Raw genomic sequence first — 22,532 nt, 5'->3', positions numbered from 1 at the left:
GCGGCCCGCGCACGCGATCACTAAGCGAGGCTTACCGGTCGTTACAAGCTTTGGCGTTGTTCCGATCCCCCGGGTGCCAGATCGTTGACCTGCAACGATACGAACCTGGGAGAGGAAGCATGACCGAGAGCACGACCCAGGAGCAGCCGCGCCGTCCCGACTTCGGTGTCGAGACGTTCCGCCTCGCCGTCATCATCGGCAGCGTGCGGGACAACCGGGTCGGCACGGTCGTCGCGGACTGGTTCATCCGTCAGGTGGAGCGGCGCGCCGAGCTGGACATCGACGTGATCGACCTGGCCGAGGTGGACCTGCCGGTCGCGGTCGGCCGCAAGCCCGCCCCGCCCGAGTCCCCGACCGCGTACACCGTGCGCCGCCGCCTCGACGCGGCGGACGCGTACGTCGTGGTCACCCCCGAGTACCAGCACGCGTGCCACAACTCGCTCAAGCGCCTGGTGGACTGGCACAGTTCGCCGTGGCAGGCCAAGCCGGTCGGGTTCGTGTCGTACGGCAGCGCGGTCGGCGGGAACCGCGCGATCGAGCTGCTGCGCCCGGTGTTCGCCGACTGCCACGCGATGCCCGTGCCGGACAAGGTCGTCCTGCCGACCATGTGGAACCTGCTGGGCACGGACACGCTGACCCACCGGCCCGCGCCGTTCGACGCGGCCGCGGAGACGATGCTCGACCGCGTGGCCTGGTGGGCGGTCACGCTGCGGCGCGGCCGCGAGCTCCGCCCGTACGCCGCGTGACGCGCGGGGCCGAGGGCATGGAGACACCGCCGTACCGGCAGCGCATCGACCTGCCCGCCGCGGCGGCCGGCGGCTACCAGGCGCTGGCCCGGCTGGACAGCCTGATCCGCCGCGACGGCCTGGTCGACGACCGGCTGCGCGAACTGGTCAAGCTGCGCACGTCCCAGATGAACGGCTGCGCGCTGCACCTGGAGCGGCACTCCCGCGAGGCGCGCCGGCTGGGCGAGCCCGAGCAGCGGCTGCACCAGCTGGCCGGCTGGCGCGAGTCGCCGCTGTTCACCGCGTCGCAGCGGGCCGCGCTGGCGCTCACCGAGGCGGTCACCCGGCTCGGTCCCGACGGTGTGCCGGACGACGTGTACGACGACGCCGAGCGGCACTTCGGGCCGCAGCAGCTGGGGAACCTGATCCTGACCGTCGCGGTGACGAACGCGCTCAACCGCATCGCGGTCACCGCGCGGCTGCAGCCTCCGGCTCCGGAGCCGGACGCGCCGCCGCGGCGCCCGGCGCGCTGAGCCGCCGCACGTCCGGGGACAGCAGGGCGCCCGCGGTCGCGACGACGACGACCGCGGCGCACGCCAGCACGGCGCGGTGCGGCCCTATCGCCTCCGCGAGCGGCGCCGCGAGCACGAGGCCGAGCGGGCCGAACATGAAGGAGCCGAGCGCGTCGTAGGCGCTGACCCGGGACAGCGCCTCACGCGGGATCTCGCGCTGCATGGTGGTCTCCCACAGCACGCCGAACACGTCGAACGCGGCGCCGAGCAGCACCGACCCGAGGGCGATCGCGACCAGCGGCGCGTGGACGCCCAGCAGCACGAGGGGCACCGCGGGCACGAACACCATCAGCGTGGCGACCAGCAGCGGGCGGCGCGGCCGGATCCGGATCGCGATGAACACGCCCGCGAACATGCCGACCGCCTCGCCGCCGAGCACGACCGACCAGCCCGTCGCGCCGCCCAGGTCGGCCTTGGCGATGACCGGGCCGAGGACGCCGAGGACCGCCTGCAGCGCGCCGATGACGAACGCGAACTGCAGGACGATCGCCCACAGCCACTGCCGCGACCTGAACTCGACCCAGCCCTCGCGCAGTTCGTCGAGCATCGAGCTCTCGCCGCGGACCGTGACGGCGGGCAGCCGCAGGCTCGCCAGCAGTACGGCCGAGGCTACGAAGCAGCCGGCGTTCACTGCGAGCGCCCAGCCGGGCCCGACCAGCGCGACGGTGCCGCCGGCGAACGCGAGACCGAGCACCTTGGCGGCGTTGACGCCCATGCGCAGCACGCCGTTGGCGGTCTGCAGCCGGTCCTCGGGGACGACTTCGGGCACGACGCCGGTCAGGGCGGGGAAGAACATCGCGATGGCGATGCCGGTGATCGCGGCGAAGGCGGCGACCAGCGGGATCGGCGCGTACCCGGTGACGAACATCGCGGCGAGCGCGCCGAACGCGGCGGCGGACAGCAGTTCGGCGCCGGTCATGACGCGCGAGCGCGGGAAGCGGTCGGCGACGACGCCGCCGAACAGCAGGAGCAGCACCTCGGGCACGGCCTGCGCGGCGAGTACGACGGTGAGCGTCGTGGCGTTCGCGTCCGGCAGATCGAGGACGCCGAACGCGAGGGCGACGGGCCCGAACCCTGAGCCGAGGACCGAGATGGTGCGGGCGAGGAACAGGGCGGTGAACCTGCGGTCGGCGAACAGGTCGCGACCGCGGGGTCGTTCGGGGTCGGCGTCGGTGTCGGCGCCGGTTTCGGGGCCGGCCGTTCCGATGTCCGCCGTCATGGCCGCAGCCCTCCACCGCCCGGGTCCGGGGCCGCCGCCCGGGCTGCTGTCGTCCAGCCGTCGCCGCGTCGCCCGCGTGTGCGCGCACCGAGTCCGGCACGCCGCCGCGCCAAGTTACTGCGGCGCGTTTGGCTCGGCAACGGACTTATCCGCGCCGCGCATCCGCACGGTTGCGGGGCCTCCGGGGAACACCGGGTGAACGCGCGTCGACACGTCGGGGGCATGATCGTCGCGGAGTCCTCATCAGTCGCCTCCCGGCACTGCGGCAGGGCTCCGGACATGGGATCGTGTTCGCATTCGAGAAGGGGGTGACAGCCATGGTGTGGCTCATTGTCAGCGTGGTGCTCTTCGCCGCGGTTGGCGTGTACGCGCGTGGCGTGATGAAGGCCGGCAAGGCCCGCCGGGTGGTCGCGCCCGAGACGGGCTCGCTGGACCTGTACCACCTCGCGTTCCTCGCGGGTGGTCCCGGCCGCGCGGCCGACGTCGCGCTGCTGGCCGCGCGGGCGCGCGGTGAGGTCCAGATCGCGCCGGACGGGCGGATCGCTCCCGGCCAGGGCGCGGGCGGCGGCGACATGTACGGCGCGGCCGTGGACGCGGCGGTGCGCGGGGCGGGCGGCAACGCGACGGTCGCGGGCGCGCGTGTGGTGGTCGCGGGGCACGGGTCGATCCGGGCGCTGCGCGACCGGCTGTTCCAGCAGGGTCTGCTGAATCCGGCCAAGCACACCGCGAACCTGGGCACCGTGCGCCTGGCGCTGTGGATCGCGCCGCTGGTCGCGATCGCGGGCCTGTTCATCAAGCCGCTGGCCGGCTCGCCGACCCACCACACGGGGCTGTGGATCGGCAACCTCGCGCTCGTGCTGCTCGGCACCCTCGGGTGCGCGACGATGCTGTTCTTCCTCTTCACCCGGTACGACAAGCTGCAGTCGCCACTGAACGACCAGTCGATGTTCTACCTGTGGAACCAGGTGCGCGACCCTCAGCAGTTGCAGCACATCTCGCAGGCGGTCCCGGGTGGTCCGGGGCTCGGCGAGGTCGCGCTGTTCGGCCTGGACCGGATCCAGGACCCCGCGCTGCGCGGGGTGTTCACCCAGGCGGTGCAGGTGACGGCGGGCCAGATCACCAGCGACGGCTGGAACGAGCAGCAGTGGCGGCAGGCCGCGGAGTCGCGCGGTCCGCTGGGCGCCCCGTCGTACAACGACGTGCGCTACGCGGCGCAGCAGCAGGCGCAGAACCCGGGGCAGGCCCCGGGCCAGGTGCCGGGCCAGCAGGGCGGGTACCCGCAGCAGCCGGGGCAGCAGACCGCGTACCCGACGCCGGGGCAGGCGCTGCCGAACCACGGCATGTACGGCGGCGGCGCGCAGGCGTACCAGGACCCGGTGCGGGCGCCGTGGGAGGACCAGCCGGGCCAGCACTGAGTCCCGACGCTCCAACGCGGCCCCGCCCGCCCGGAACACACCGGGCGGGCGGGGCCGTTCGTCGTGTGCGGGTGCGGTTCAGGCCGGGACGGGGGCGCTGGTGATGACCGCGAAGCGGGCGCCCTCGGGGTCGGCGACCAGCGCGAAGCGGCCGATCGCGGGGTTGTCGTCGACCGGCGTGACGACGCTGCCGCCGTGGGCGGTGACCGCGGCGACGGCCGCGTCGCAGTCGGCGACCTCGAAGTACGGGTGCCAGCCCACCGGGACGGCCGCGCCGGAGCCGGTGGTGACGCCGCCCTGGCGGCGGTCGCCGTCGCCGGTGCCGGTGGCGACCACGAGGTAGGTCAGGCCGGGGATGGGCGCGTCGGAGTAGGTCCAGCCGAGGACCTCGCGGTAAAAGTCGCCGGCGCCGCCGACGTCGCCGGTGAACAGCTCGGTCCAGGTGAGCGCGCCGGGCGCGTTGACCAGGTCGACGCCGCCGTTGAGGCCGGGCTGCCAGACGGCGAAGTCGCCGCCGGTCGGGTCGGTGTAGTGGGCCATGTACCCGAGGCCCATGACGTCCATGGCCGGCATGCGGACGGTGCCCTCGGCCTGTTCGACGGCCTTGGTGGTGGCCTCGGCGTCCGGGGTCTGGAAGTAGATCGTCCAGGCGGACCTGGCGCCTTCCTCGGTCAGCGGGCCGATGGCGGCGACGTTCTTGGCGTCGACCGTGAACATGCCGTAGCCGCCGGCCTCGGGGCCGGCGGAGACGTACTCCCACCCCAGGACGGCGCGGTAGAACGCGGTGGCGGCCGGGATGTCGCGCGAGCCCAGGTCGAGCCAGATCGGTGCGCCTGCGACGGGGGCGGTGTTCAGCATGGTCCCTCCGGGGGTCCGACGTGCGCCGCCCCTACCCGGGACGGCGGCCTGCACAAGTGCAGACTCCCGGGACCGCGCGGACTCATCGGTCCGACCACCACATTCGAAAGAATCTTCGAACGACTAGTGTGCCGAGGGTGAGCCTCGTGAACAGCGGTACCGTGCCGGGCCCGAACGACGCCGACGCCGGCTTCGTGGTGGGCTTCGACCTCGACATGACGCTGATCGACGGCCGCGTCGGCATCGCCAGGGCGTTCCGCGCGCTGTCCGCGGAGACGGGCGTGTTCGTCGACGCCGACCTCGTCGTCTCGCGGCTGGGCCCGCCGCTCGAGCAGGAACTGGCGGAGTGGTTCCCGCGCGAGGACATCCCGGCGGTCGCGAAGCGCTACCGCGAGTTCTACGGCGAACTGGCCATCACCAGCACGGTCGCCCTGCCGGGGGCGCACGAGGCGCTCGCCGCCGTGCGCCGCCACGGCGGCCGGTCGATCGTGGTGACCGCGAAGAACCAGCCCCAGGCCCGGCTCCACATCGACCACCTCGCCCTGGAGGTCGACGAGGTGGTCGGCGGCCTGTGGAGCGACGGCAAGGCCGCCGCGCTGCGCGAACACGGGGCGTCGGTGTACGTCGGCGACCACCTCGGCGACGTGCGCGGCGCGCGGGCCGCCGACGCCGTGTCGGTGGCGGTGGCCACCGGGCCGATCTCGGCCGCCGACCTCGCGGCCGCGGGCGCCGACGCCGTCCTGGCCGACCTGACGGCGTTCCCGGCCTGGCTCGACACCTACCGCAAGGCCACGACGGGCTGACCGACACGCGCCCCGCCAACCCGTTCGGGCGCGACGGCGTGCGGGTACGCCCTGCCCGGCCGACGATGGAATCTCGGGCGGTCGGCACCGCGGCGCGCCTCGGCGCGGGGTCCGGCCCCCGGGAAGGGGCTCCGGTGTCATCGGGTGCGTTGCCGTGGGTCGACCAGCGCATGCTCGCGCTGCTGCTCGACGGCACGCCCGCAGGCGTCGGCGTCCTGGACCGGAACCTGCGCTACGCCTACGTGAACCCGGCGCTCGCCCGCATGAACGGCGTGCCGGCCGCCGAGCACATCGGCCGCACGATCGCCGACGTGCTCCCCGGCCTCGACGCGGGCATGGACCAGCTGCGCGCGCTCCTCGCCGACGGCCGTCCTCGCGAGATCCTGACCAGCGGCCAGACCCGCGCCGAGTCGCCGTACGGCCGCCGCTACTGGTCAGGCGTCTACCACCGCATCGAGGTCAACGGCGTCGTGCTGGGCGTCGCGGGTGTCGTCGTCGAGGTGAGCGAAGCGCACCGGGCGCACGCCGAGCTGGAGCAGACCAGCCGGCAGCTGGCGATGTTCGACGACGCGGCCCAGCGCATCGGCACCACCCTGGACATGGAGACCACCTGCGCCGAGCTGGCCGACTTCGCGGTGCCGCTGCTCGGCGACCTGGCCGCCGTGGACGTGTTCCCGCCCGACCACGAGGCGCCGGTCCACACCACCCCGCACGGCGTCCTGCGGCTGATGCGCGCGGCGCTGGCCGCGACGCCCCGGCTGCGCTCGGTCGCGGACGCGGTCGACCAGCCGGGCGACATGATCGACTTCCAGGAGGGCTCGGCGATCCACCGCTGCCTGGCGTCCGGCTCCGTTGTGGTGGAGAACTTCGCGACCGACGAGGTCCTGGAACGCGCGGCGCCGAACGCCTCGCGCCTGGCCTTCTACCGCGCGGCGGGCGCCCACTCGGGCATGGTCGTGCCACTGTCCGCGCGTGGGCACGCGATCGGCACGATGACCATCCTGCGGGCCGGCGGCTCCCCCGGCTTCGACGCCCAGGACGCGGTCGCCGCGCGTGAGCTCACCGGCCGGGCAGCGGTAGCACTCGACAGCGCCGTGCACTACACGCACCAGCACGCGATCGCCCTGGAACTCCAGCAGGCGCTGCTGACCGAGCCGCAGGTTCCCCAGCTCGACCTGGAGATCGCGTCGAGGTACCGCCCGGCGGGGTCCAGTGTGCTCGTGGGCGGCGACTGGTTCGACGCGATCCCGCTGTCGGGCGGCCGCACCCTCCAGGTCATGGGCGACGTCATGGGCCACGGCGTCGAGGCCGCCGTCGCGATGAGCCACTACCGGTCCATGCTGCGAGCCCTCGCCGACACCGACCTCGCACCCCACGACATACTCACGCGGCTCGACCCCATGGTGTCCGCCGCGGGGTTCGAGCGCGCGGCGACCTGCCTCCTGGCGATCCTCGACCCGGCCGCCGGCGAATGGGTGTTCGCCAACGCCGGCCACCTGCCGCCGGCCCTCGTCGAGGCGGGCCGCGTCCGCCTCCTCGACGTGCCCGCCGGCCCGCCGCTGGGCACCAACATCGGCGGCTACAGCGCGACCACCGTGCCTGCGCCCGCAGGCCCCGTCCTGCTGATGTACACCGACGGCCTGGTCGAACGCCGCGGCGAGGACATCGACGCCTCCCTCGCCCGCCTGACCGGACTGGACCTGCCCCGCGACACCGGCCTCGAGGAACTCCTGGACACCGTCCTGGACGCGCTCGCGCCCGGCGCGGAGGACGACATCGCACTGCTCGCCTCACGGCAGCGGCCCGACCCCGGCACGAAGGAACGACCATGAACCGCTTCACCGACCGCAAGGCGCTCGTCACCGGCGGCGGGTCCGGCATCGGGCAGGCCACCGTCCTCCGGCTGCTCGCCGAGGGCTGCACCGTGGCCGCGATGGACATCGCCGCCCCGGGCCTCGAGGACACCGCGGCGAAGGCCAACGAGGCGGGCCACGGCGAGCGGCTCAGCACGCAGGTCGTCGACATCGGCGACGAGGCCTCGGTGACGACGGCCGTACCCGCCGCGATGGAACGCCTCGCCGGGCTCGACGTCCTGGTCAACGCGGCGGGCATCCTGCGCTCCGCGCACACGGCGGCCATGCCGCTGGGCGACTGGAACCAGGTCATCCGGGTCAACCTGACCGGCACGTTCCTGATGACCCGCGAGGCCCTGCCCGCACTCCTGGCCTCGGGCCGCGGCGTGGTGGTGAACTTCAGCTCCACGTCGGCCGCGTTCGCCCACCCGTACATGGCCGCCTACGCCGCGAGCAAGGGCGGCGTGCAGTCCTTCACCCACGCGATCGCCCTCGAATACGCCGCCCAGGGCCTGCGCGCGGTCGCCGTCGCCCCGGGTTCGATCAGCAGCGGCATGACCGACGCCTCAGGAGCCAGCGGCCAGAACCGAGGCCCGGGCATCCCGGAAGACGCCGACATGCGGCTGTTCTCCAAACTGATGCCCGCCCTGAACCCCTCCGGCTCCGAATTCGGCTTCGCCGGCCCAGAGGCGATCGCCGGCATCGTGGCCGCCCTCGCCTCCGACGACGGCGCCTTCGTCACCGGCACCGAAATCCGCATCGACGGCGGCACCCACATGTAGCCGGTGACGCAAGTGTGACGCGAACACCCCCGAATGAGGGAGTTCTGGTGATTCGCATACGTGACGGCAAAGTGATGGGGGGTCGGGCCCGCGCGCCCCACGCTGGAACGCCAACCCGGCAGCGCAACAAAACCCGCAACAAAACCGCACCGCACCCCACGCAAACCGCAGCCCGGCGGGGAAACGAAACAAAGCACCTTCACACCCCGCGCCCCTCCCGCTAGTTGCGAGGTGTTCAGCGCGGACGGCTCGCGGGTCAAGGCGCCCCCTCGAACCCAAAACAGGTCACCTGACCCGCGTCAGAGACACCGCGCCTTGACGCGCGGGCCGTCCGCGCGAAAATCAAAGAGCGGGAGGGGCGTCAGGCCACCGAAAGCGAACCAGACCCCGCTAAAGCCAGCCCTTGTCCGCCGCGAGCCGCGCGGCCTCGGCCCGGTTCCGCGCCCCGGTCTTCTGCATCGCCGTGGACAGATAGTTCCGCACCGTCCCCGACGACAAATGCAACCCCGCCGCGATCTCGTCGTTGGTCGACCCCGAGCCGACAGCCCGCAAGACATCCCGTTCGCGGTCGGTCAACGGACTCGCCCCGTCGGCAAGCGCCGCCGCGGCCAGGGCGGGGTCGATGACCCTCTCCCCCGCGAGGACGCGCCGTATGGCCGCGGCGAGTTGGGCCGCCGGCGCGTCCTTCACGAGGAACGCGTCCGCCCCCGACTCCATGGCCCGACGCAGGTAGCCCGGTCGTCCGAACGTGGTCAGGATGACGATCTTGAGGTCGGGGAACGACGCCCGCAGGACACCGAGCGCGTCGAGCCCGCTCATCCCCGGCATCTCAATATCCAGCAGGGCGACGTCGACGTCGTTGGCCCGGACCGCGTCCACAACAACGTCACCCCGAGCGGCCTGGGCGACGACACGGATGTCGGGTTCGAGCTCGAGGAGCGCCGCCAGCGCCTCCCGCACCATGGCCTGGTCCTCGGCGAGCAGCACCCTGATCATGGCGTCGAGGGTAGGGGCACGCGGGCGACCAGGGCGAACCCACCCAGCTTCCCCGGTCGGGCGTCGAGCGTCCCCCCGACGTCGGAAAGCCGCTCGGAGAGGCCGGTGAGCCCGTTCCCATACGTCGAACCGCCGCCCCCCTGCCCGTCATCCTCCACCGCCAGCTCGAGAACAGGCCCGTCGAGCGTCTCACGCCGCGTCAACGCCACAGTGCAGCGGTCGGCCCCACTGTGCCGAACCACGTTGGTGACAGCCTCACGCAGAGCCCACGCCAGCGCGGCCTCCCCCTCGGCGTCGAGCCCGTGGTCGGCGTCGACATCCGCAGGCAACCGAGCAGCGACACCGGCAGCGGTCAACGCCGTACGGGCCCCGGCGAGTTCGCCGGGAAGCGTAGGCCGTCGGTAACCGGTAACGGCCTCACGGACATCGACCAGCGCCTGGCGGCTGACCCGTTCGATGTCGGCGACCTCGCGCGCGGCCTTGTCGGGATGGTCGGGCAGCATGCGCCCGGCGAGCTCGGACTTGAGCGTGATGAGCGAGAGCGAGTGGCCGAGCAGGTCGTGCAGGTCGCGGGCGAGCCGGAGACGTTCCTCGTTCGCCGCGAGCTGGGCGACGGTCGCCCGGGCCTGCCGGAGTTCGGCGGTGGTGCGGACGAGCTGCCGTACGCCGATCATCGCGAACCCGCCGAGAAGCGCAGGCACCAGCAGCGCGGGCAGGAAGTCCCGTGCCGCCTCGGTGATGCTGCCGACCGCGAGGAGCAGCAGCACGGTCCCCAGCACAGCCCAGCGCGCGAGCCGTCCCGGCAACACCGCCCCGCAACCGACCGCGACGTACACGAACAGCACGAGCCACGCGGCACCGAGAGTCAGCGAGAGCACCAGCGCAAGCGCCACGAGCACGACCAGCGGCCCGAGGATCTCCCGAGCGATCATCGCCTTGGACGTGTTGCGGAAGACCAGCACCAAGTAGCAGCCGACGAACACCACGAGCCCGGTCCAGCCCACGATGTCCGCGAACAAGGTGTGGTTGTCGTGCACGAGGTCACTCACAGGCGCGCCGAGATAGGCGAGCCAGATGCCGATCCACAGCAGCTTGACGACGGCCTGCTGCCGGTTCTCGGGCGCCTGGCCGATGGACACCCGGTCGGCCTCGGTCTCGCGCAACGCGTTCGCGGTCATGCGCGAGGCGAACGGTGTCCAGCGGTTCCAGCGTTCGTCGGCCACCGTGTTCACCGTTCCGTTCCCGTGCCTTCGTCGTCGTTGATGCCTGCCCCCCGTCTCAGGCCTTCAGCGTGTCCTTGCGGTACAGCCAAGCCGCCCCGCCGGTGAAGAGCAGGAGGTAGCCGACCATGACCGCCACGTCGGAGGCCGCGGGCGCGTCGCCGACCTCGATCGCCCGGCCGATGGCAGCGTACGCGTGCGTCGGCAGCCAACGGACGACGTCGTTGAGCCACTCGGGGTACCCGGTGGTCGGGAACCACAGTCCGCCCAGGATCGACAGCCCGAAGTAGATGATCATGGTGACCGGGCGGACGGCATCGCCGGAGACCAGGTACCCGATGGCCACACCGAGCGCCGCGAAGACCATGCTCCCGGCCCAGATCGACCCGGTGAGCGCGAGCCACTGCCACGCTTCGAGCCGCACGTGCTTGGCGGTCGCGGCGAGCCCGAACACGATGAGGATGGACGGCAGGCTGACCACGGCCGCCGAGGCGACCTTGGCGATGACGTAGCCGCGTCCCGGAAGCGTGGTGAGTCGGAGCTGCCGCACCCAGCCCTGCTCGCGTTCCTTGGCGATCCGCTCGCTGTTGCCGACGAGCACCGAGGTGAGCGCGCCGAACGACGCCATCGCGACGGTGTAGTAGAGCGTCAGGGTGAGGTTGGTGCCGGACACCTTGTCGTTCGGGTCCGCGCTGCCGGCGATGGCCAGGAACAGCCCGGCCGGGTAGAGCAGCGAGAAGAACATGAACTTCTTGTTGCGCAGGGTGCGCGCGATCTCCAGGCGGATGAGGGTGTTCATCGGGCCGCCTCCTCAGCGGTCGCGGCGTCGCGCTCCTCGGCCGTGGCGGCGTCGGTGATGGCGATGAAGGCCTGTTCGAGGCCGAGCCCGGCCACTTCGAGGTTGCGGGGGTAGAGGCCGAGCGCGTACACCGCGTGGACGGTCGCGTCGGCGTCGGAGGACTGGATGCGGACGGTGCGGCCCGACACGTCGAACGCCGTCAGCGCCGGCAGTGCGGACAGCCGGCTGCCGGCGTCGGAGGCCAGGTCCGCCGCGTCGAGGTCGAAGGTGACGCGTCGGGCCCCCGCGCGGGCCTTGATCTCGGCGGCGGTGCCGTCGGCGAGGATGCGGCCGCGGTGCAGGACGAGGATGCGGTCGGCGACCTCGTCGGCCTCTTCCAGGTAGTGCGTCGCGAAGAGGACGGTGCGGCCCTGGTCGGCCTGCTCGCGGATGGTCGCCCAGAAGGCCTGCCGGGCGCTGACGTCCATGCCGGTGGTCGGCTCGTCGAGCACGATCAGGTCGGACGCGCCCGCGGTGGCGAGCGCGAAGCGGACGCGCTGCGCCTGGCCGCCGGACAGCTTGTTGACGAGCCGGTCGCCGATGTCGGCGAGCCCGGCGCGGGACAGCACCTCGTCGACCGGGTGCGGGCGCGGGTGCAGGTCGCAGGCGAGCCCGACGAGCTCGCGGACCCGGACCTCCTCCATGAGCCCGCCGCTCTGCAGCATGGCGCCGACCAGGCCGCGCTCGATGGCCTCGCGCGGGCTGACGCCGAACAGTTCGACCTCGCCCTGGTCGGGGCGGCGCAGGCCGAGCAGCAGGTCGAGGGTCGTGGACTTGCCGGCGCCGTTGGGGCCGAGCAGTGCCACGGTCTGGCCGGGCAGCAGCTCGACGTCGAGGCCGTCGACGGCGCGGACCGTGCCGTACGCCTTGGTGACGCCCCGGAACGCGACGGCGGCGCGGTGGGTGGTGCGCGCGCTGTCGGTCGCGGGGACTGTGGTGGCTGTCATGGCTCTACGATCGCGCCGCACAAGGCGCGGTCGGCAGTGCCGCCGCGCGCGTGTGCGGCATGACAGATGTCATGCCGCACACGTGACCGGCGGTCGCCGTCAGTCGAGCAGCGCTTCCTCGGTGATGACCTCGGTCTCGGCGTTCAGCGTCTCGCCGCGGAAGAAGGCGGGGTAGTAGACGTTCAGCGCGAGCATGACGAACACGCCGAGCAGCAGCAGGCCGACGCCGATGACGAACACGCTGCCCATGCCGAGGATCTGCGAGCCGCTGCCGTACTCCGGGTCCCAGATGTCGTACAGCGTCTTGAGGAAGACGGCGCTGAGCATGATGCCGCCGACGACCGGGATCGCGGACTTGACCGTGAAGTCGCGCACCGAGGCGGTGGCCTCGCGGCGGAAGTACCAGGCGCACGCGAACGCGGTGAGCGCGTAGTAGAAGCAGATCATCAGGCCGAGCGCGTAGATGGCGTCGACGAGGAAGTTCTCGCTGGCGAAGGTCAGGACCGCGTAGAAGATCCCGGTGGCGACGCCCTGGATCACCGTCGCGAAGACGGGCGTCTTCAGCCGCGGGTGGACGGACGCGAAGCGCGCGGGCAGCGCCTCGTACGCGCTCATCGCCAGCAGCGTGCGGGCGCCGGGGATGAACGTGGTCTGCAGGCTGCCGGCCGAGCTCGCGAGCACCGCGAGGAACAGCAGCAGGCCGAGGCCCGAGCCCATCACGGGGTTGGCGAGGGTGGCGAAGACGTTGTCCTGGGTCTCGGCGTTGTTGAGGCCGAGGCCGGAGGAGCCGGTGCCGGCGTACATGAGGGCGGCGACGCCGCACAGCACGTAGGACAGCACCAGGACGACCATCGAGAGCAGTGCGGCGCGGCCGGGCGTGTGGGTGCTGCCGGCGGTCTCCTCGTTGGCGGAGAGCGACGTGTCCCAGCCCCAGTACATGAAGATCGACAGCGACAGGCCGGCGGTGAACGCCGCGAACGAGAACCCGCTGGCCGGGTTGAGCCAGGACCACGAGAAGTCGAGCGAGCCGGGCGTGCCGCCCTGGCCTATGCGCACGAACAGCATGACCGTGAAGACCACGAGCACGGCCATCTGGAAGAAGACCAGGCCGTACTGGAGGGCCTTGCCGTCGCTCATCTTGCGGCAGCTGAGCGCGGTCGCGACGGCGATCACGACCAGGCAGGTCAGCACGTGCAGCGGCTTGTTGTCGTCGAGCGAGGAGATCCAGTCGCTGCCGGTGGCCTCCCCCGCGGTCAGGTAGAGGAACGAGGTGGCGACGCCGGCCTGGCTGGCGAGCACGATGACGGTGGAGAGCATCATGCCCCAGCCGCACATCCAGCCGACCCAGGGGCCGAACGCCTTGACCGTCCACGTGAAGGACGTGCCGCAGTCGGGGATGCGCCGGTTGAGCTCGCGGTAGGCGAACGCGACGAGCAGCATCGGCAGGAAGCCGGCGAGGAAGATGGCGGGCAGGTGCACGCCGACCTCGCCCGCGGTGGGGCCGAGGGTGGAGGTCAGGGCGTAGACCGGGGCCACCGAGGAGAGGCCGATGACGGTGCTGCCGAGCAGGCCGAGCGATCCTCCGCCGAGCCCCTTATCTTTCGGGCCCGCCACACGGTCCCGCACAGTTCCTTGGTACACGAGGCGAGACCATAACCCGGGTCCTGACCTGCGGCGAAACCGGAGGTTGCCGGTTTTGTCCGAGGCCCGACCGTCAACAGACAGGCTGTCAGGACCTGCGGGCTGAGGTCTCCCGGACGTCGGATCCGGGGGCCGGGAGGGGGTCCGGAACCGCGTCGGGCGTGGGCGGGCTGATGATCCACAGCACCTCGGCCGGACCCGGTCCGGGGTTCACGAGGCGGTGCGGCACCGAGGTGGAGTACTCGACGCTGTCGCCCTCCTCCAGGTGATGCTCCTCACCGCCGATCTGGACGCGCGCGCTGCCGCGCAGCACGAGCACCAGCTCCTGCGCGTCGCCGTGGGTGTACGCGTCCTCGCCCGTTGAACCGCCGGGCTCGAACTCCGCCGAGTAGACCTCGAGGTGTCGCAGCGGCGGCCGGGTGAGCATGAACTTGCGGGCGCCGAGGCCGAGGCCCGCCTCGGGCCGGTCGGCGCGGCGCAGCACGCGGTGGGCGGCCGGCGCGCCGGTCTCGATGAGGTCGGCGACCGCGACGCCGAGGGCGGTGGCGAGCCGGCGCAGCGTGCCGACGCTGGCGTCGGTGCGGCCGTTCTCCAGTTGGCTGAGGAAGCTCGCGCTGACGCCCGCGGCCGCGCCGAGCTGACGGAGAGTCAGTCTGCGCATGCGGCGGTAGTCGCGGACCCGTTCTCCGATGTGCACAAACGGGAAAGTAGCGATCACCGGATCCGCCGGGCAACCACCCGGCCGGCCGCGGGCCGGAGGTGGCGCGGCGACCTGATAGCGTCACTGAACAAGTTGTTCAGTGGTGATGAACATCGCGTTCATCCATGATCGGGAGTGCTTTCTCATGCGGATCCTGCTGGTGGGAGCGGGCGGCGTCGGTTCGGCCGTGGTCAAGATCGCGGCGCGCCGGGACTTCTTCACCCACATGGTGGTGGCGGACTACGACGCGGACCGGGCCGCCAAGGCCGCCGCGGCGCCCGGCGACACCCGGTTCAGCGCCGCCCAGGTGGACGCCTCCGACGAGGCCGCGGTGCGGGCGCTGCTCGCCGCGTACGGCTGCGACGTCCTGCTGAACGCGACCGACCCGCGCTTCGTCATGCCGCTGTTCCGGGCCGCGCTGGCGTCGGGCGCGCACTACCTCGACATGGCGATGTCGCTGTCGTACCCGCACCCCGAGAAGCCGCACGAGCTGACCGGCGTGAAGCTCGGCGACGAGCAGTTCGCGCTGGCCGGCGAGTGGGAGGAGGCCGGGCGCCTCGCGCTGGTCGGCATCGGCGTCGAGCCGGGGCTGTCCGACGTCTTCGCGCGCTACGCCGCGGACGAGCTGTTCGACGAGATCGAGGAGCTCGGCGTCCGCGACGGCGCGAACCTGACCGTGGACGGCTACGACTTCGCGCCGTCGTTCTCCATCTGGACGACCATCGAGGAGTGCCTCAACCCGCCGGTCGTGTACGAGAAGGACCGCGGCTGGTTCACCACGCCGCCGTTCAGCGAGCCGGAGGTGTTCGACTTCCCCGAGGGCATCGGCCCGGTCGAGTGCGTCAACGTCGAGCACGAGGAGGTCCTCCTCATGCCGCGCTGGGTCGACGCCGAGCGGGTCACCTTCAAGTACGGGCTGGGCGACGAGTTCATCGAGGTGCTCAAGACCCTGCACAAGCTGGGCCTGGACCGCACCGCGCCGGTCGAGGTCGGCTCCGACGCGGGCCGCGTGCGGGTCTCCCCGCGCGACGTGGTGGCCGCGTGCCTGCCCGACCCGGCGACGCTCGGCGAGCGCATGCACGGCAAGACGTGCGCCGGCACGTGGGTCAAGGGCGTCAAGGACGGCGCGCCCCGCGAGGTGTACCTGTACCACGTGGTCGACAACCAGTGGTCGATGGCGGAGTACGGCTCGCAGGCGGTCGTGTGGCAGACCGCGATCAACCCGGTCGTCGCGCTCGAACTGCTGGCGAACGGCACGTGGTCGGGCGCCGGGGTGCTCGGCCCGGAGGCACTGCCGGCGCGGCCGTTCCTGGACATGCTCAACGCGTACGGCTCGCCGTGGGGCATCCGCGAGCAGTAGGCGGCACGCGAACGGGCCTGGGGCCGCGGCGGTTTCCCGTCGCGGCCCCAGGCCCGTTCTCCGTGGAGGTCAGCCGAGCGGCGTCGGCACGGTCGGCCGGTCGGTCATCCGGTGCCGCGGCCCGTCCTCGACGCCCCGGGGCATCTTCGACGGCCACCAGTTGCGGTGCCCGAGCAGCACCATCAGCGAGGGCAGCACCACGATGCGGACCACGATCGCGTCGATGAGCACCGCGGCGGCGAGGCCGACGCCCATCTGCTTCATGTCCATCATGCTCAGCGTCGCGAACACCGCGAACACCGACACCATGACGATCGCCGCGCTGGTGACCACGCCGGCGGAGCCGGTGATCCCGCGTTCCACCGCCTTCTTCGTCGGCATCCCGGTCAGCGCCGCCTCGCGGATCCGGCTGACGACGAACACGTGGTAGTCCATGGACAGTCCGAACAGGACCACGAAGAGGAACAGCGGAAGCCAGGCGATCACCGTGCCGTTGGACGTGAAGTCGAGGAGGCCTTCCGCCCAGGTGTGCTGGAACACCGCCACCAGCAGGCCGAACGCTGCCATGGCGGACAGCAGGTTGATCGCGATCGCGGTGAGGGCGACGACCACCGAGCGGAACGTGAACGCCATCATCACGAAGGTCAGCAGCAGCACGAACCCGATGACCAGCGGGAGCTTGTCCTTGACGTGCTGCGCGTAGTCGAGGTTGTCCGCGGTCTCCCCCGCCACCGCGAACTCGGCGCCGGAGACCTTCCCGACGGTCTGCGGCAGGATCGTGTCGCGGAGCTCCTTCAGCGCGTCCTTGGCCTGCTTGCTGGTGCTCCCGAACGGCGCGGTCACCTTGGCGCGGAACGCGCGGCCGTCGGCGGACGCCTTGATGTCGGCGGGCTGGGTGTCGTGGGTGAACAGGGCGCTGGTGCCGGTGCGGGCGACGGCCTGCTCCAGCGCGGCGCGCGCCTCGGCGTTCCGGCCGGCCGGGGCGACGACGTAGATCTCGCTGGAGACGTGCTTGTTCGGGAACGCGGCGGTCATGCGGTCGTAGGTCTGCATCATGGGCATCGAGCGCGGGAAGTCGTCGATGCCGGTGTTCTGCAGCTTCATGCCGAACGTGGGCAGCGCGAGAGCGACCAGCGCGAGCACCGACACCGCGAGCGTCGCCTTCGGGTGGTTCAGGGCCGGCTTGAGCATGGCCTTCCACACACGCGGCTCGCGGTCCTGGCGGGCGGTCAGGCGCCACAGCAGCGGGACGCGCGGCCGGTCGATCTTGTTGCCGAGCTTGGCCAGCAGCGCGGGCAGCACGGTCAGCGAGCCCAGCATCGCCACGAGCACGACGATGATCCCTGCGGTGGCCAGCCCCGAGAAGATCGCGTCCCCCGCCACATACATGCCCGCCATCGACACCGCGACCGCGAAGCCGGAGACGACCACCGCGTGACCCGACGTCTGCGCCGCGACCTCGATCGCGTCGATCTTCCCGAGCCCCTTGGCCCGTTCCTCGCGCTCACGCCGCACGTAGAACAGCGAGTAGTCCACGCCGACCGCCATGCCGATCATCATGATCACGTTCGCGGCGCTGCCCGGGTCGGGGAACACCGCCGACGCCAGGCCGAACAGGCCCACAGACCCGAGGACCGCGGTGATCGCCAGCAGCACCGGCACCGCGGCGGCGAGCAGCGCGCCGAACGCGACCATCAGGATGATCAGCGTCACCGGGAGGCTGAACAGCTCGGCCTGGCCGAGGTCCTTGCCGATCTGCTCGGAGATGCCCTTGGCGCCCGACCCGTCGCCCATCTCCTCCAACCGCAGTGTCGGGAACCGCTTCTCGACGTCCTTGCGGGCCTTGATGATCGGGTCGACGTGCTTGGACGCGTCCTTCGGGTCGCCCTTGTACTCGACGGGGACCAGGTAGGCGGACTTGTCGGCGGACACCATCACCGCACCGACGTTCGCGACCTCCTTGAGCCCCTTCATCCCCGCAGTGACCGCGGCCGCGGCGCGCTCGGCGGTGGCCTGGTCCAGCGCCCCGGACTTCGCCGTGATCAGCACGTTCTCCGACGCGGGCGCCACCAGCCCGTACTGCCGCGCGATGTCCCCGGCCCGCCCCGACTCCCCGACCCCGGTGTCCGCGCTGGTGGCCTTGTGCGTCCCGGCCATCCCACCGACCACCACGCAGACGACCACGAACACGATCCACATGCCGATCGCCCGCCACGGATGCGTAGCACTCCACCGCGCCATCCGCACCGTCGTAGCCCTACGCTGCCTGCCCATCTCCGGCCCCCTCGTGTGCGTGGTCTCCTTCACGACCACGAGTCTTCTGGCGCGCAGGCATACGGACATTGCCCCCAGCCGCCGAAGGGGGGTGGGTCTAGACCCCCACCGGCAAGCGACTGGACCCACCGCGCGCTGCACGCGGCGCGGAGCACGGGTACGCGACCGAACGGGTGGTGTGTGGGGCGGGGGTGGGGGGATTCGCGGTGTAATCGGGGGCGCGAGGTGCGTACTGCGGATGGATGTCGGCGGCGCGGGCGGGTCGGTGGACGGGCTCGGGGTCGTCGGAGAGGAGGGCCTATGACGGCGGACCGGCACGGGCTGGAGTTGAGCGGGATCGGCGCGGAGGGGGTCGCGCTGTTCGAACGGGCCCTGGACGACCTGTTGTTCTTTCGGCCGGCGGTGGTCGGGAACCTGGCGGCGGCGCGGGAGGTCGCGCCCGAGGCGCCGTTGCCGCATGTGTTCGCGGCGTATCTGGGGCTGTTGGCGACCGAGGAGCACGACGCGGCGGAGGCGCGGGAGGACTTCGTGCGTTTCCGGGCGGGGCTCGAGCGGGCGTCGGCGACGCCCCGGGAGCTGGCGCACGTCGACGCGGCGAGTGCGTGGCTGGACGGGGACATCCTCGCGGCGGGGCGGCTGCTCGGGGAGCTGACCGTCGCGTACCCGCGTGACGCGCTCGCGTTGATGGTCGGGCACCAGATCGACTTCCTGACCGGCGACGCGGTCCGGCTGCGGGACCGGGTCGGCGGTGCGCTGTCGGCGTGGGACGAGGACGACCCGCACTACGGACACCTGTGCGGGATGTACGCGTTCGGCCTGGAGGAGGCCGGGCACTACGACCGTTCGGAGCCGGTCGGGCTCGCCGCGGTCGCGGCGAATCCGCGGGACGTGTGGGCCGTGCACGCGGTGGTGCACACGTACGAGATGCAGGGCCGGTTCGGCGAGGGTGTCGCGTTCCTCGACGCCCGCACCGAGGACTGGTCGGCAGGGAACTTCCTTACGGTGCACAACTGGTGGCACTACGCCCTGTTCGCGATCGAGGTCGGCGACGTCGCGCGTGCACTGGCGGTGTACGACGCGGCCCTCCACAACAAGGAGTCCGCCGGGCAGGCGATGGAACTCCTGGACGCGTCGGCCCTGTTGTGGCGCCTGTACCTGGCTCGTCAGGACGTCGGCGACCGGTGGTCAGCGCTGGCCGACGCGTGGGCGGGGCGCAACGACGGCCCGTACTACGCGTTCAACGACACGCACGCGGTGATGGCCTACCTGGGCGCGGGCCGCTTCGCCGAGGCCGAGGGGCTGTTGCGCGACCGGAGGCGGTGGTTGGCCGCACCGCATCCGGGTGTCACGAACCACATGATGACCGAGGAGATCGGCGTCCCGGTCTGCCACGCGCTGATCGCGTTCGCCCAGGGCCGCTACGGCGAGGCGGTCGACGTGCTGGCCCCGCTGCGGCTGCGCCTGAACCTGTACGGCGGCAGCCACGCGCAGCGCGACGCGGTGCAGAAGACCCTGCTGGAGGCCGCGATCCGCGCGGGCCGCGACGACCTTGCCCGCACCCTGCTGAGCGAACGCCTCGGCCTGCGCCCGACCAGCCCGTACAACTGGCTGACGCAGGCCCGTCTCGCGGAGCGTCTGGGCCGCGAGGCCGAGGCCGCGGCGGCCCGGGCGAAGGCGGAGCGGCTCACCCGCGGCGTGTAGCGGCCCGCGGATCCGGGGTGTTCCCGCCCGAGCCCCACCACCGAGCGAGAGTGCTGGACAAAGTCAAACACCTCTGCCAGGGTGCGAAGCATGAGCACCTCAACACCCGTCGCGTTCGTCACCGGTGCGAGCCGCGGCATCGGCCGCTGCGGCGCGCTCGCGCTCGCCGAGGCCGGGTACGACCTGGTCCTGACCGCCCGCACGCTGCACGAGGGTGAGGGTCGCGGCGGGCCCACCACGTCGGGCGGCTCGCAGGAGGCCGTCGCCGTGGCCGGCAGCCTCGAGACGACCGCGCGCGAGGTCGAGGCGCTCGGCCGGCGGGCGCTGGTCGTGCGCATGGACCTGATGGACCGCGCGTCGGTCGAGGCCGCCTGCGACACCGCGTTGGACACGTGGGGCCGGGTCGACGTGCTCTTCAACAACGCGATCTACCAGGGCCCCGGCGCCATGGACCGGTTCCTGGACCTGCCGCTCGACGCCGCGCAGAACATGCTGACCGGCAACTACCTGCACCAGATAGTCCTGCTCCAGCGCATGCTGCCGCACCTGCTCAAGCAGGAGCGCTCGTACGTCATCAACATGACGTCCGGCTCGGCCAGCATGAACCCGCCCGGCCCGGCCGGCGCCGGCGGCTGGGGTCTCGCGTACGCCGCGTCGAAGGCCGCGTTCGCGCGCGTTGCGGGCGTGCTGCACGCCGAGTTCCACGAGCGCGGCCTGCGGGCGTTCAACGTCGACCCCGGCCACATCCTGACGGAGGCCCAGAAGGCCCGCGGTTCGGGCAAGCACCTGGAGGCGCACTTCCGCAGCGCGCCCGCCGAGGTGCCGGGCGCGGTCATCGGGTGGCTGGCGTCGGCGCCCGAGGCGGACGCGTACCGCGGTGAGATCGTGCGCGCGCAGAAGGTCTGCAAGGACCTCGGCCTGGTGCCCGGCTGGCCGGAGCCGCGCCAGGCTTGACCGGAAATGCCCCGGCGCCCGCTCCCGCCGTTCGGCGGAGGCGGGCGTTTCGGCGTGCCCTCGCGGCCCTTGTCGCCGCTGATTCCCCGTTCTGTGTACGCGCGTTCCGCTTATCTGTACTGTGGTACACATATCCGAGGGGGCGTGATACCGCGATGCAGCACGACCAGATCCGGCCACCGCGAGGTCCGGCCGACCCGCAGCGTCGCGAGCGGATCATCACCGCGACCGTCGACGTGCTGCTGGCACACGGCATGGAGGGCTTGACGCACCGCGCGGTCGCCCATCGCGCCGGAGTGCCGCTCGGGTCGACCACCTACTACTTCGCGACGCTCGACGAGCTGCGGCACGCGGCGTTGCAGCGCGTGGTGGGGGCGTACACGGGCTATATGCACGCGTGGGCAACCGAGTTGGGGCAGCCGACGGCAGTGGAGCTGGCCGAGGCGATGACCGAGCTGGTGTGCCTCGCCATCGACGACTTCACGGAACACGTGATCGTCGACCACGAGTTGAGCGTCGCGTCGATGCGTCAGCCGCGGCTCAAGGAGCTGGCGTGCCTGTACTCCAGCACCACGGTCGCGGTACTGGAGACGCTCACGACCCCGGTCAAGGCCCGTGCCCTCGCGGCCGCCATGGACGGGCTTTCGCTGCTCGGCCTGACGTCACCGGAGCCGCTTCCACGGGCGTACGTCGAGACCGTCTTCCGCGCGATCCTCACGCCCGACGCGCCGAACGGCCCCGACGCCCCGCACGCGGACGCCGACACGGAGGCCCCGTGACCCTCCAACAGCTGCGCTACCTGCTCGCCGTCGTGGAGCACGGCGGCATGACCGCCGCCGCGCAGGCGCTGTTCGTCGACCAGTCGGCGCTGTCCCGTTCCCTCCAGGCGCTCGAACGCGAGCTCAAGGCCGACCTGTTCGTGCGCTCCGGCCGCGGCGTCGTGCCGACGCCGGAGGGCACCCGGATCGCACGGCTCGCGAAGAAGCTGCTCGGCGGCGTCCGCGAGATCGAGGCGACGTTCCGGACGCCCGTCGAGGAGCCGAGCGGCCGACTGACCCTCGGCGGTACGCAGAGCCTCGCGATCGAGCTGATCACCTCGGTGGTGCCGCAGTTCCGCGCCCGGCACCCGGGGTGCCGGGTCGAGGTGATTCCGTTCGACGGCCCCGAACCCGCCGCCGAGGCCGCGCGTTCCGGCACCGTCGACCTGCTCCTCGTGGACCTGCCGGCGCCGTCCGACCTCAAGGTCATGCCGCTGCGGCACCTGGAGATCGTGCTGCTGTCGCCGCCCGCGGTGCGGCTGCCCGACCCGGTGCCGTGGGAGGCCATGCGCGGCCTGCCGCTGATCATGCCCACCCCGGGCAGCAAGCGCCGCGCCCAGTTCGAGCAGCTCTTCGCCCGGCACGGCGTCGTCCCGACCGTCGCGATGGAGACCGACGAGCGCGGCGCGTGGGTGTCGTGCGTAGCTGCCGGGCACGGCTCGCTGCTGTGGTACCGCGATCTGGCCGACCGCTTCGCCTCCTTGGTCGCGGTCCGTTCGCTCTCACCGCCGTTGATCCGCACGATGGCGTTCGCATGGGCGCGGCGGCCGCTCACCCTGGAAGCGCGGGCGCTGCTGGAAGACGCGCGGTCCCGGGGCGTCGAGGAGACCAAATACATCTGAGCAAAGCGGCCCCG

Annotated in this window: 20 protein-coding genes; 11 read left to right on the top strand and 9 right to left on the bottom strand. The window is 72.2% G+C overall.

Going from position 1 to position 22,532, the window contains the following annotated elements; all coding sequences use genetic code 11:
• Positions 1–119 precede the first annotated feature (119 nt).
• Both QI554_RS10635 and QI554_RS10630 read left to right on the top strand, forming a co-directional pair.
• Positions 120–746, top strand: coding sequence for an NADPH-dependent FMN reductase (locus QI554_RS10635; RefSeq protein ID WP_281468468.1), 627 nt, complete (start codon positions 120–122; stop codon positions 744–746).
• Positions 743–1,258 carry a carboxymuconolactone decarboxylase family protein gene (locus tag QI554_RS10630; protein ID WP_281468466.1) on the top strand — a complete coding sequence of 172 codons (516 nt, stop codon included), beginning with the start codon at positions 743–745 and terminating at the stop codon, positions 1,256–1,258. The genes QI554_RS10635 and QI554_RS10630 overlap by 4 nt, the downstream gene beginning before the upstream one ends.
• Here QI554_RS10630 and QI554_RS10625 read toward each other — a convergent pair.
• Positions 1,194–2,516: an MFS transporter gene (locus tag QI554_RS10625; RefSeq protein WP_281468464.1), complete on the bottom strand. Its 1,323-nt coding sequence runs from the start codon at positions 2,514–2,516 to the stop codon at positions 1,194–1,196. The two genes, QI554_RS10630 and QI554_RS10625, sit on opposite strands and share 65 nt — an antisense overlap.
• Positions 2,517–2,833: 317 nt before the next feature.
• On the opposite strand from QI554_RS10625, the gene QI554_RS10620 reads away from it, so the two are divergent.
• Positions 2,834–3,931, top strand: coding sequence for a TIGR04222 domain-containing membrane protein (locus QI554_RS10620; RefSeq protein WP_281468462.1), 1,098 nt, complete (start codon positions 2,834–2,836; stop codon positions 3,929–3,931).
• A 78-nt stretch (positions 3,932–4,009) separates the two neighbouring features.
• Here the strand turns inward: QI554_RS10620 and QI554_RS10615 are convergent, their stop codons facing one another.
• Positions 4,010–4,789 (bottom strand): VOC family protein, encoded by a 780-nt coding sequence (locus QI554_RS10615; RefSeq protein ID WP_281468460.1) that lies wholly within the window; start codon positions 4,787–4,789, stop codon positions 4,010–4,012.
• A 137-nt stretch (positions 4,790–4,926) separates the two neighbouring features.
• On the opposite strand from QI554_RS10615, the gene QI554_RS10610 reads away from it, so the two are divergent.
• The 3 genes from QI554_RS10610 (at position 4,927) to QI554_RS10600 (ending at position 8,227) form a co-directional block, all read left to right on the top strand.
• A complete protein-coding gene (locus tag QI554_RS10610; RefSeq protein ID WP_281468458.1) occupies positions 4,927–5,592 on the top strand; it encodes an HAD family hydrolase in 666 nt (221 codons plus the stop codon).
• A gap of 170 nt (positions 5,593–5,762) precedes the next feature.
• Positions 5,763–7,424 (top strand): SpoIIE family protein phosphatase, encoded by a 1,662-nt coding sequence (locus QI554_RS10605; RefSeq protein WP_281468729.1) that lies wholly within the window; start codon positions 5,763–5,765, stop codon positions 7,422–7,424.
• Entirely contained in the window at positions 7,421–8,227 is an 807-nt protein-coding gene (locus QI554_RS10600) for an SDR family NAD(P)-dependent oxidoreductase (protein WP_281468456.1), read from the top strand. Before QI554_RS10605 ends, QI554_RS10600 begins: the two co-directional genes overlap by 4 nt.
• A 390-nt stretch (positions 8,228–8,617) precedes the next feature.
• On the opposite strand, the gene QI554_RS10595 is transcribed toward QI554_RS10600, so the two are convergent.
• The 6 genes from QI554_RS10595 to QI554_RS10570 form a co-directional block, all read right to left on the bottom strand.
• On the bottom strand, positions 8,618–9,223 hold the full coding sequence (locus QI554_RS10595; RefSeq protein WP_281468454.1) for a response regulator transcription factor: 606 nt from the start codon (positions 9,221–9,223) through the stop codon (positions 8,618–8,620).
• Positions 9,220–10,401, bottom strand: coding sequence for a sensor histidine kinase (locus tag QI554_RS10590; RefSeq protein WP_281468727.1), 1,182 nt, complete (start codon positions 10,399–10,401; stop codon positions 9,220–9,222). Before QI554_RS10590 ends, QI554_RS10595 begins: the two co-directional genes overlap by 4 nt.
• Before the next feature lie 100 nt (positions 10,402–10,501).
• A complete protein-coding gene (locus tag QI554_RS10585) occupies positions 10,502–11,242 on the bottom strand; it encodes an ABC transporter permease (protein WP_281468452.1) in 741 nt (246 codons plus the stop codon).
• Positions 11,239–12,228, bottom strand: a complete 990-nt coding sequence (locus tag QI554_RS10580) for an ABC transporter ATP-binding protein (RefSeq protein WP_281468450.1) — start codon at positions 12,226–12,228, stop codon at positions 11,239–11,241. The genes QI554_RS10585 and QI554_RS10580 overlap by 4 nt, the downstream gene beginning before the upstream one ends.
• A gap of 99 nt (positions 12,229–12,327) precedes the next feature.
• Complete coding sequence (locus QI554_RS10575) at positions 12,328–13,854, bottom strand: APC family permease (RefSeq protein ID WP_281468448.1); 1,527 nt, start codon at positions 13,852–13,854, stop codon at positions 12,328–12,330.
• A 103-nt stretch (positions 13,855–13,957) separates the two neighbouring features.
• Positions 13,958–14,566 carry a helix-turn-helix domain-containing protein gene (locus QI554_RS10570; protein ID WP_281468446.1) on the bottom strand — a complete coding sequence of 203 codons (609 nt, stop codon included), beginning with the start codon at positions 14,564–14,566 and terminating at the stop codon, positions 13,958–13,960.
• A gap of 148 nt (positions 14,567–14,714) precedes the next feature.
• Between QI554_RS10570 and QI554_RS10565 the strand changes: the two genes are divergently transcribed.
• On the top strand, positions 14,715–15,929 hold the full coding sequence (locus QI554_RS10565; RefSeq protein ID WP_281468726.1) for a saccharopine dehydrogenase family protein: 1,215 nt from the start codon (positions 14,715–14,717) through the stop codon (positions 15,927–15,929).
• 69 nt (positions 15,930–15,998) lie between these two features.
• Here QI554_RS10565 and QI554_RS10560 read toward each other — a convergent pair whose 3' ends face one another.
• The gene (locus QI554_RS10560; RefSeq protein ID WP_281468444.1) at positions 15,999–18,203 is read right to left on the bottom strand and encodes an MMPL family transporter; all 2,205 of its coding nucleotides are present in this window, start codon (positions 18,201–18,203) and stop codon (positions 15,999–16,001) included.
• A gap of 300 nt (positions 18,204–18,503) precedes the next feature.
• Between QI554_RS10560 and QI554_RS10555 the strand changes: the two genes are divergently transcribed.
• The 4 genes from QI554_RS10555 to QI554_RS10540 all read left to right on the top strand — a co-directional run bounded on the left by QI554_RS10555 (position 18,504) and on the right by QI554_RS10540 (position 22,518).
• On the top strand, positions 18,504–19,904 hold the full coding sequence (locus QI554_RS10555) for a tetratricopeptide repeat protein (protein ID WP_281468441.1): 1,401 nt from the start codon (positions 18,504–18,506) through the stop codon (positions 19,902–19,904).
• Between the two features lie 90 nt (positions 19,905–19,994).
• Positions 19,995–20,858, top strand: coding sequence for an SDR family NAD(P)-dependent oxidoreductase (locus QI554_RS10550; protein WP_281468439.1), 864 nt, complete (start codon positions 19,995–19,997; stop codon positions 20,856–20,858).
• Between the two features lie 155 nt (positions 20,859–21,013).
• On the top strand, positions 21,014–21,637 hold the full coding sequence (locus QI554_RS10545) for a TetR/AcrR family transcriptional regulator (RefSeq protein WP_281468437.1): 624 nt from the start codon (positions 21,014–21,016) through the stop codon (positions 21,635–21,637).
• Positions 21,634–22,518, top strand: a complete 885-nt coding sequence (locus tag QI554_RS10540; RefSeq protein WP_281468435.1) for a LysR family transcriptional regulator — start codon at positions 21,634–21,636, stop codon at positions 22,516–22,518. The genes QI554_RS10545 and QI554_RS10540 overlap by 4 nt, the downstream gene beginning before the upstream one ends.
• Positions 22,519–22,532: the final 14 nt, after the last annotated feature.

This window comes from Yinghuangia seranimata, assembly GCF_029953285.1.
Classification (GTDB): domain Bacteria; phylum Actinomycetota; class Actinomycetes; order Streptomycetales; family Streptomycetaceae; genus Yinghuangia; species Yinghuangia seranimata.
Note: the sequence above shows the minus strand (reverse complement) of the source record. Positions and strands in the feature narration are given on the sequence as shown.

Bases quoted from the DNA above. Each gene is read 5' to 3' on its own strand.
- QI554_RS10590 (WP_281468727.1), bottom strand. From the start codon at position 10,401: ATGACCGCGAACGCGTTGCGCGAGACCGAGGCCGACCGGGTGTCCATC.
- QI554_RS10550 (WP_281468439.1), top strand. From the start codon at position 19,995: ATGAGCACCTCAACACCCGTCGCGTTCGTCACCGGTGCGAGCCGCGGC.
- QI554_RS10580 (WP_281468450.1), bottom strand. From the start codon at position 12,228: ATGACAGCCACCACAGTCCCCGCGACCGACAGCGCGCGCACCACCCAC.
- QI554_RS10635 (WP_281468468.1), top strand. From the start codon at position 120: ATGACCGAGAGCACGACCCAGGAGCAGCCGCGCCGTCCCGACTTCGGT.
- QI554_RS10615 (WP_281468460.1), bottom strand. From the start codon at position 4,789: ATGCTGAACACCGCCCCCGTCGCAGGCGCACCGATCTGGCTCGACCTG.
- QI554_RS10555 (WP_281468441.1), top strand. From the start codon at position 18,504: ATGACGGCGGACCGGCACGGGCTGGAGTTGAGCGGGATCGGCGCGGAG.
- QI554_RS10545 (WP_281468437.1), top strand. From the start codon at position 21,014: ATGCAGCACGACCAGATCCGGCCACCGCGAGGTCCGGCCGACCCGCAG.
- QI554_RS10620 (WP_281468462.1), top strand. From the start codon at position 2,834: ATGGTGTGGCTCATTGTCAGCGTGGTGCTCTTCGCCGCGGTTGGCGTG.
- QI554_RS10595 (WP_281468454.1), bottom strand. From the start codon at position 9,223: ATGATCAGGGTGCTGCTCGCCGAGGACCAGGCCATGGTGCGGGAGGCG.
- QI554_RS10585 (WP_281468452.1), bottom strand. From the start codon at position 11,242: ATGAACACCCTCATCCGCCTGGAGATCGCGCGCACCCTGCGCAACAAG.
- QI554_RS10605 (WP_281468729.1), top strand. From the start codon at position 5,763: ATGCTCGCGCTGCTGCTCGACGGCACGCCCGCAGGCGTCGGCGTCCTG.
- QI554_RS10565 (WP_281468726.1), top strand. From the start codon at position 14,715: ATGCGGATCCTGCTGGTGGGAGCGGGCGGCGTCGGTTCGGCCGTGGTC.
- QI554_RS10560 (WP_281468444.1), bottom strand. From the start codon at position 18,203: ATGGGCAGGCAGCGTAGGGCTACGACGGTGCGGATGGCGCGGTGGAGT.
- QI554_RS10600 (WP_281468456.1), top strand. From the start codon at position 7,421: ATGAACCGCTTCACCGACCGCAAGGCGCTCGTCACCGGCGGCGGGTCC.
- QI554_RS10625 (WP_281468464.1), bottom strand. From the start codon at position 2,516: ATGACGGCGGACATCGGAACGGCCGGCCCCGAAACCGGCGCCGACACC.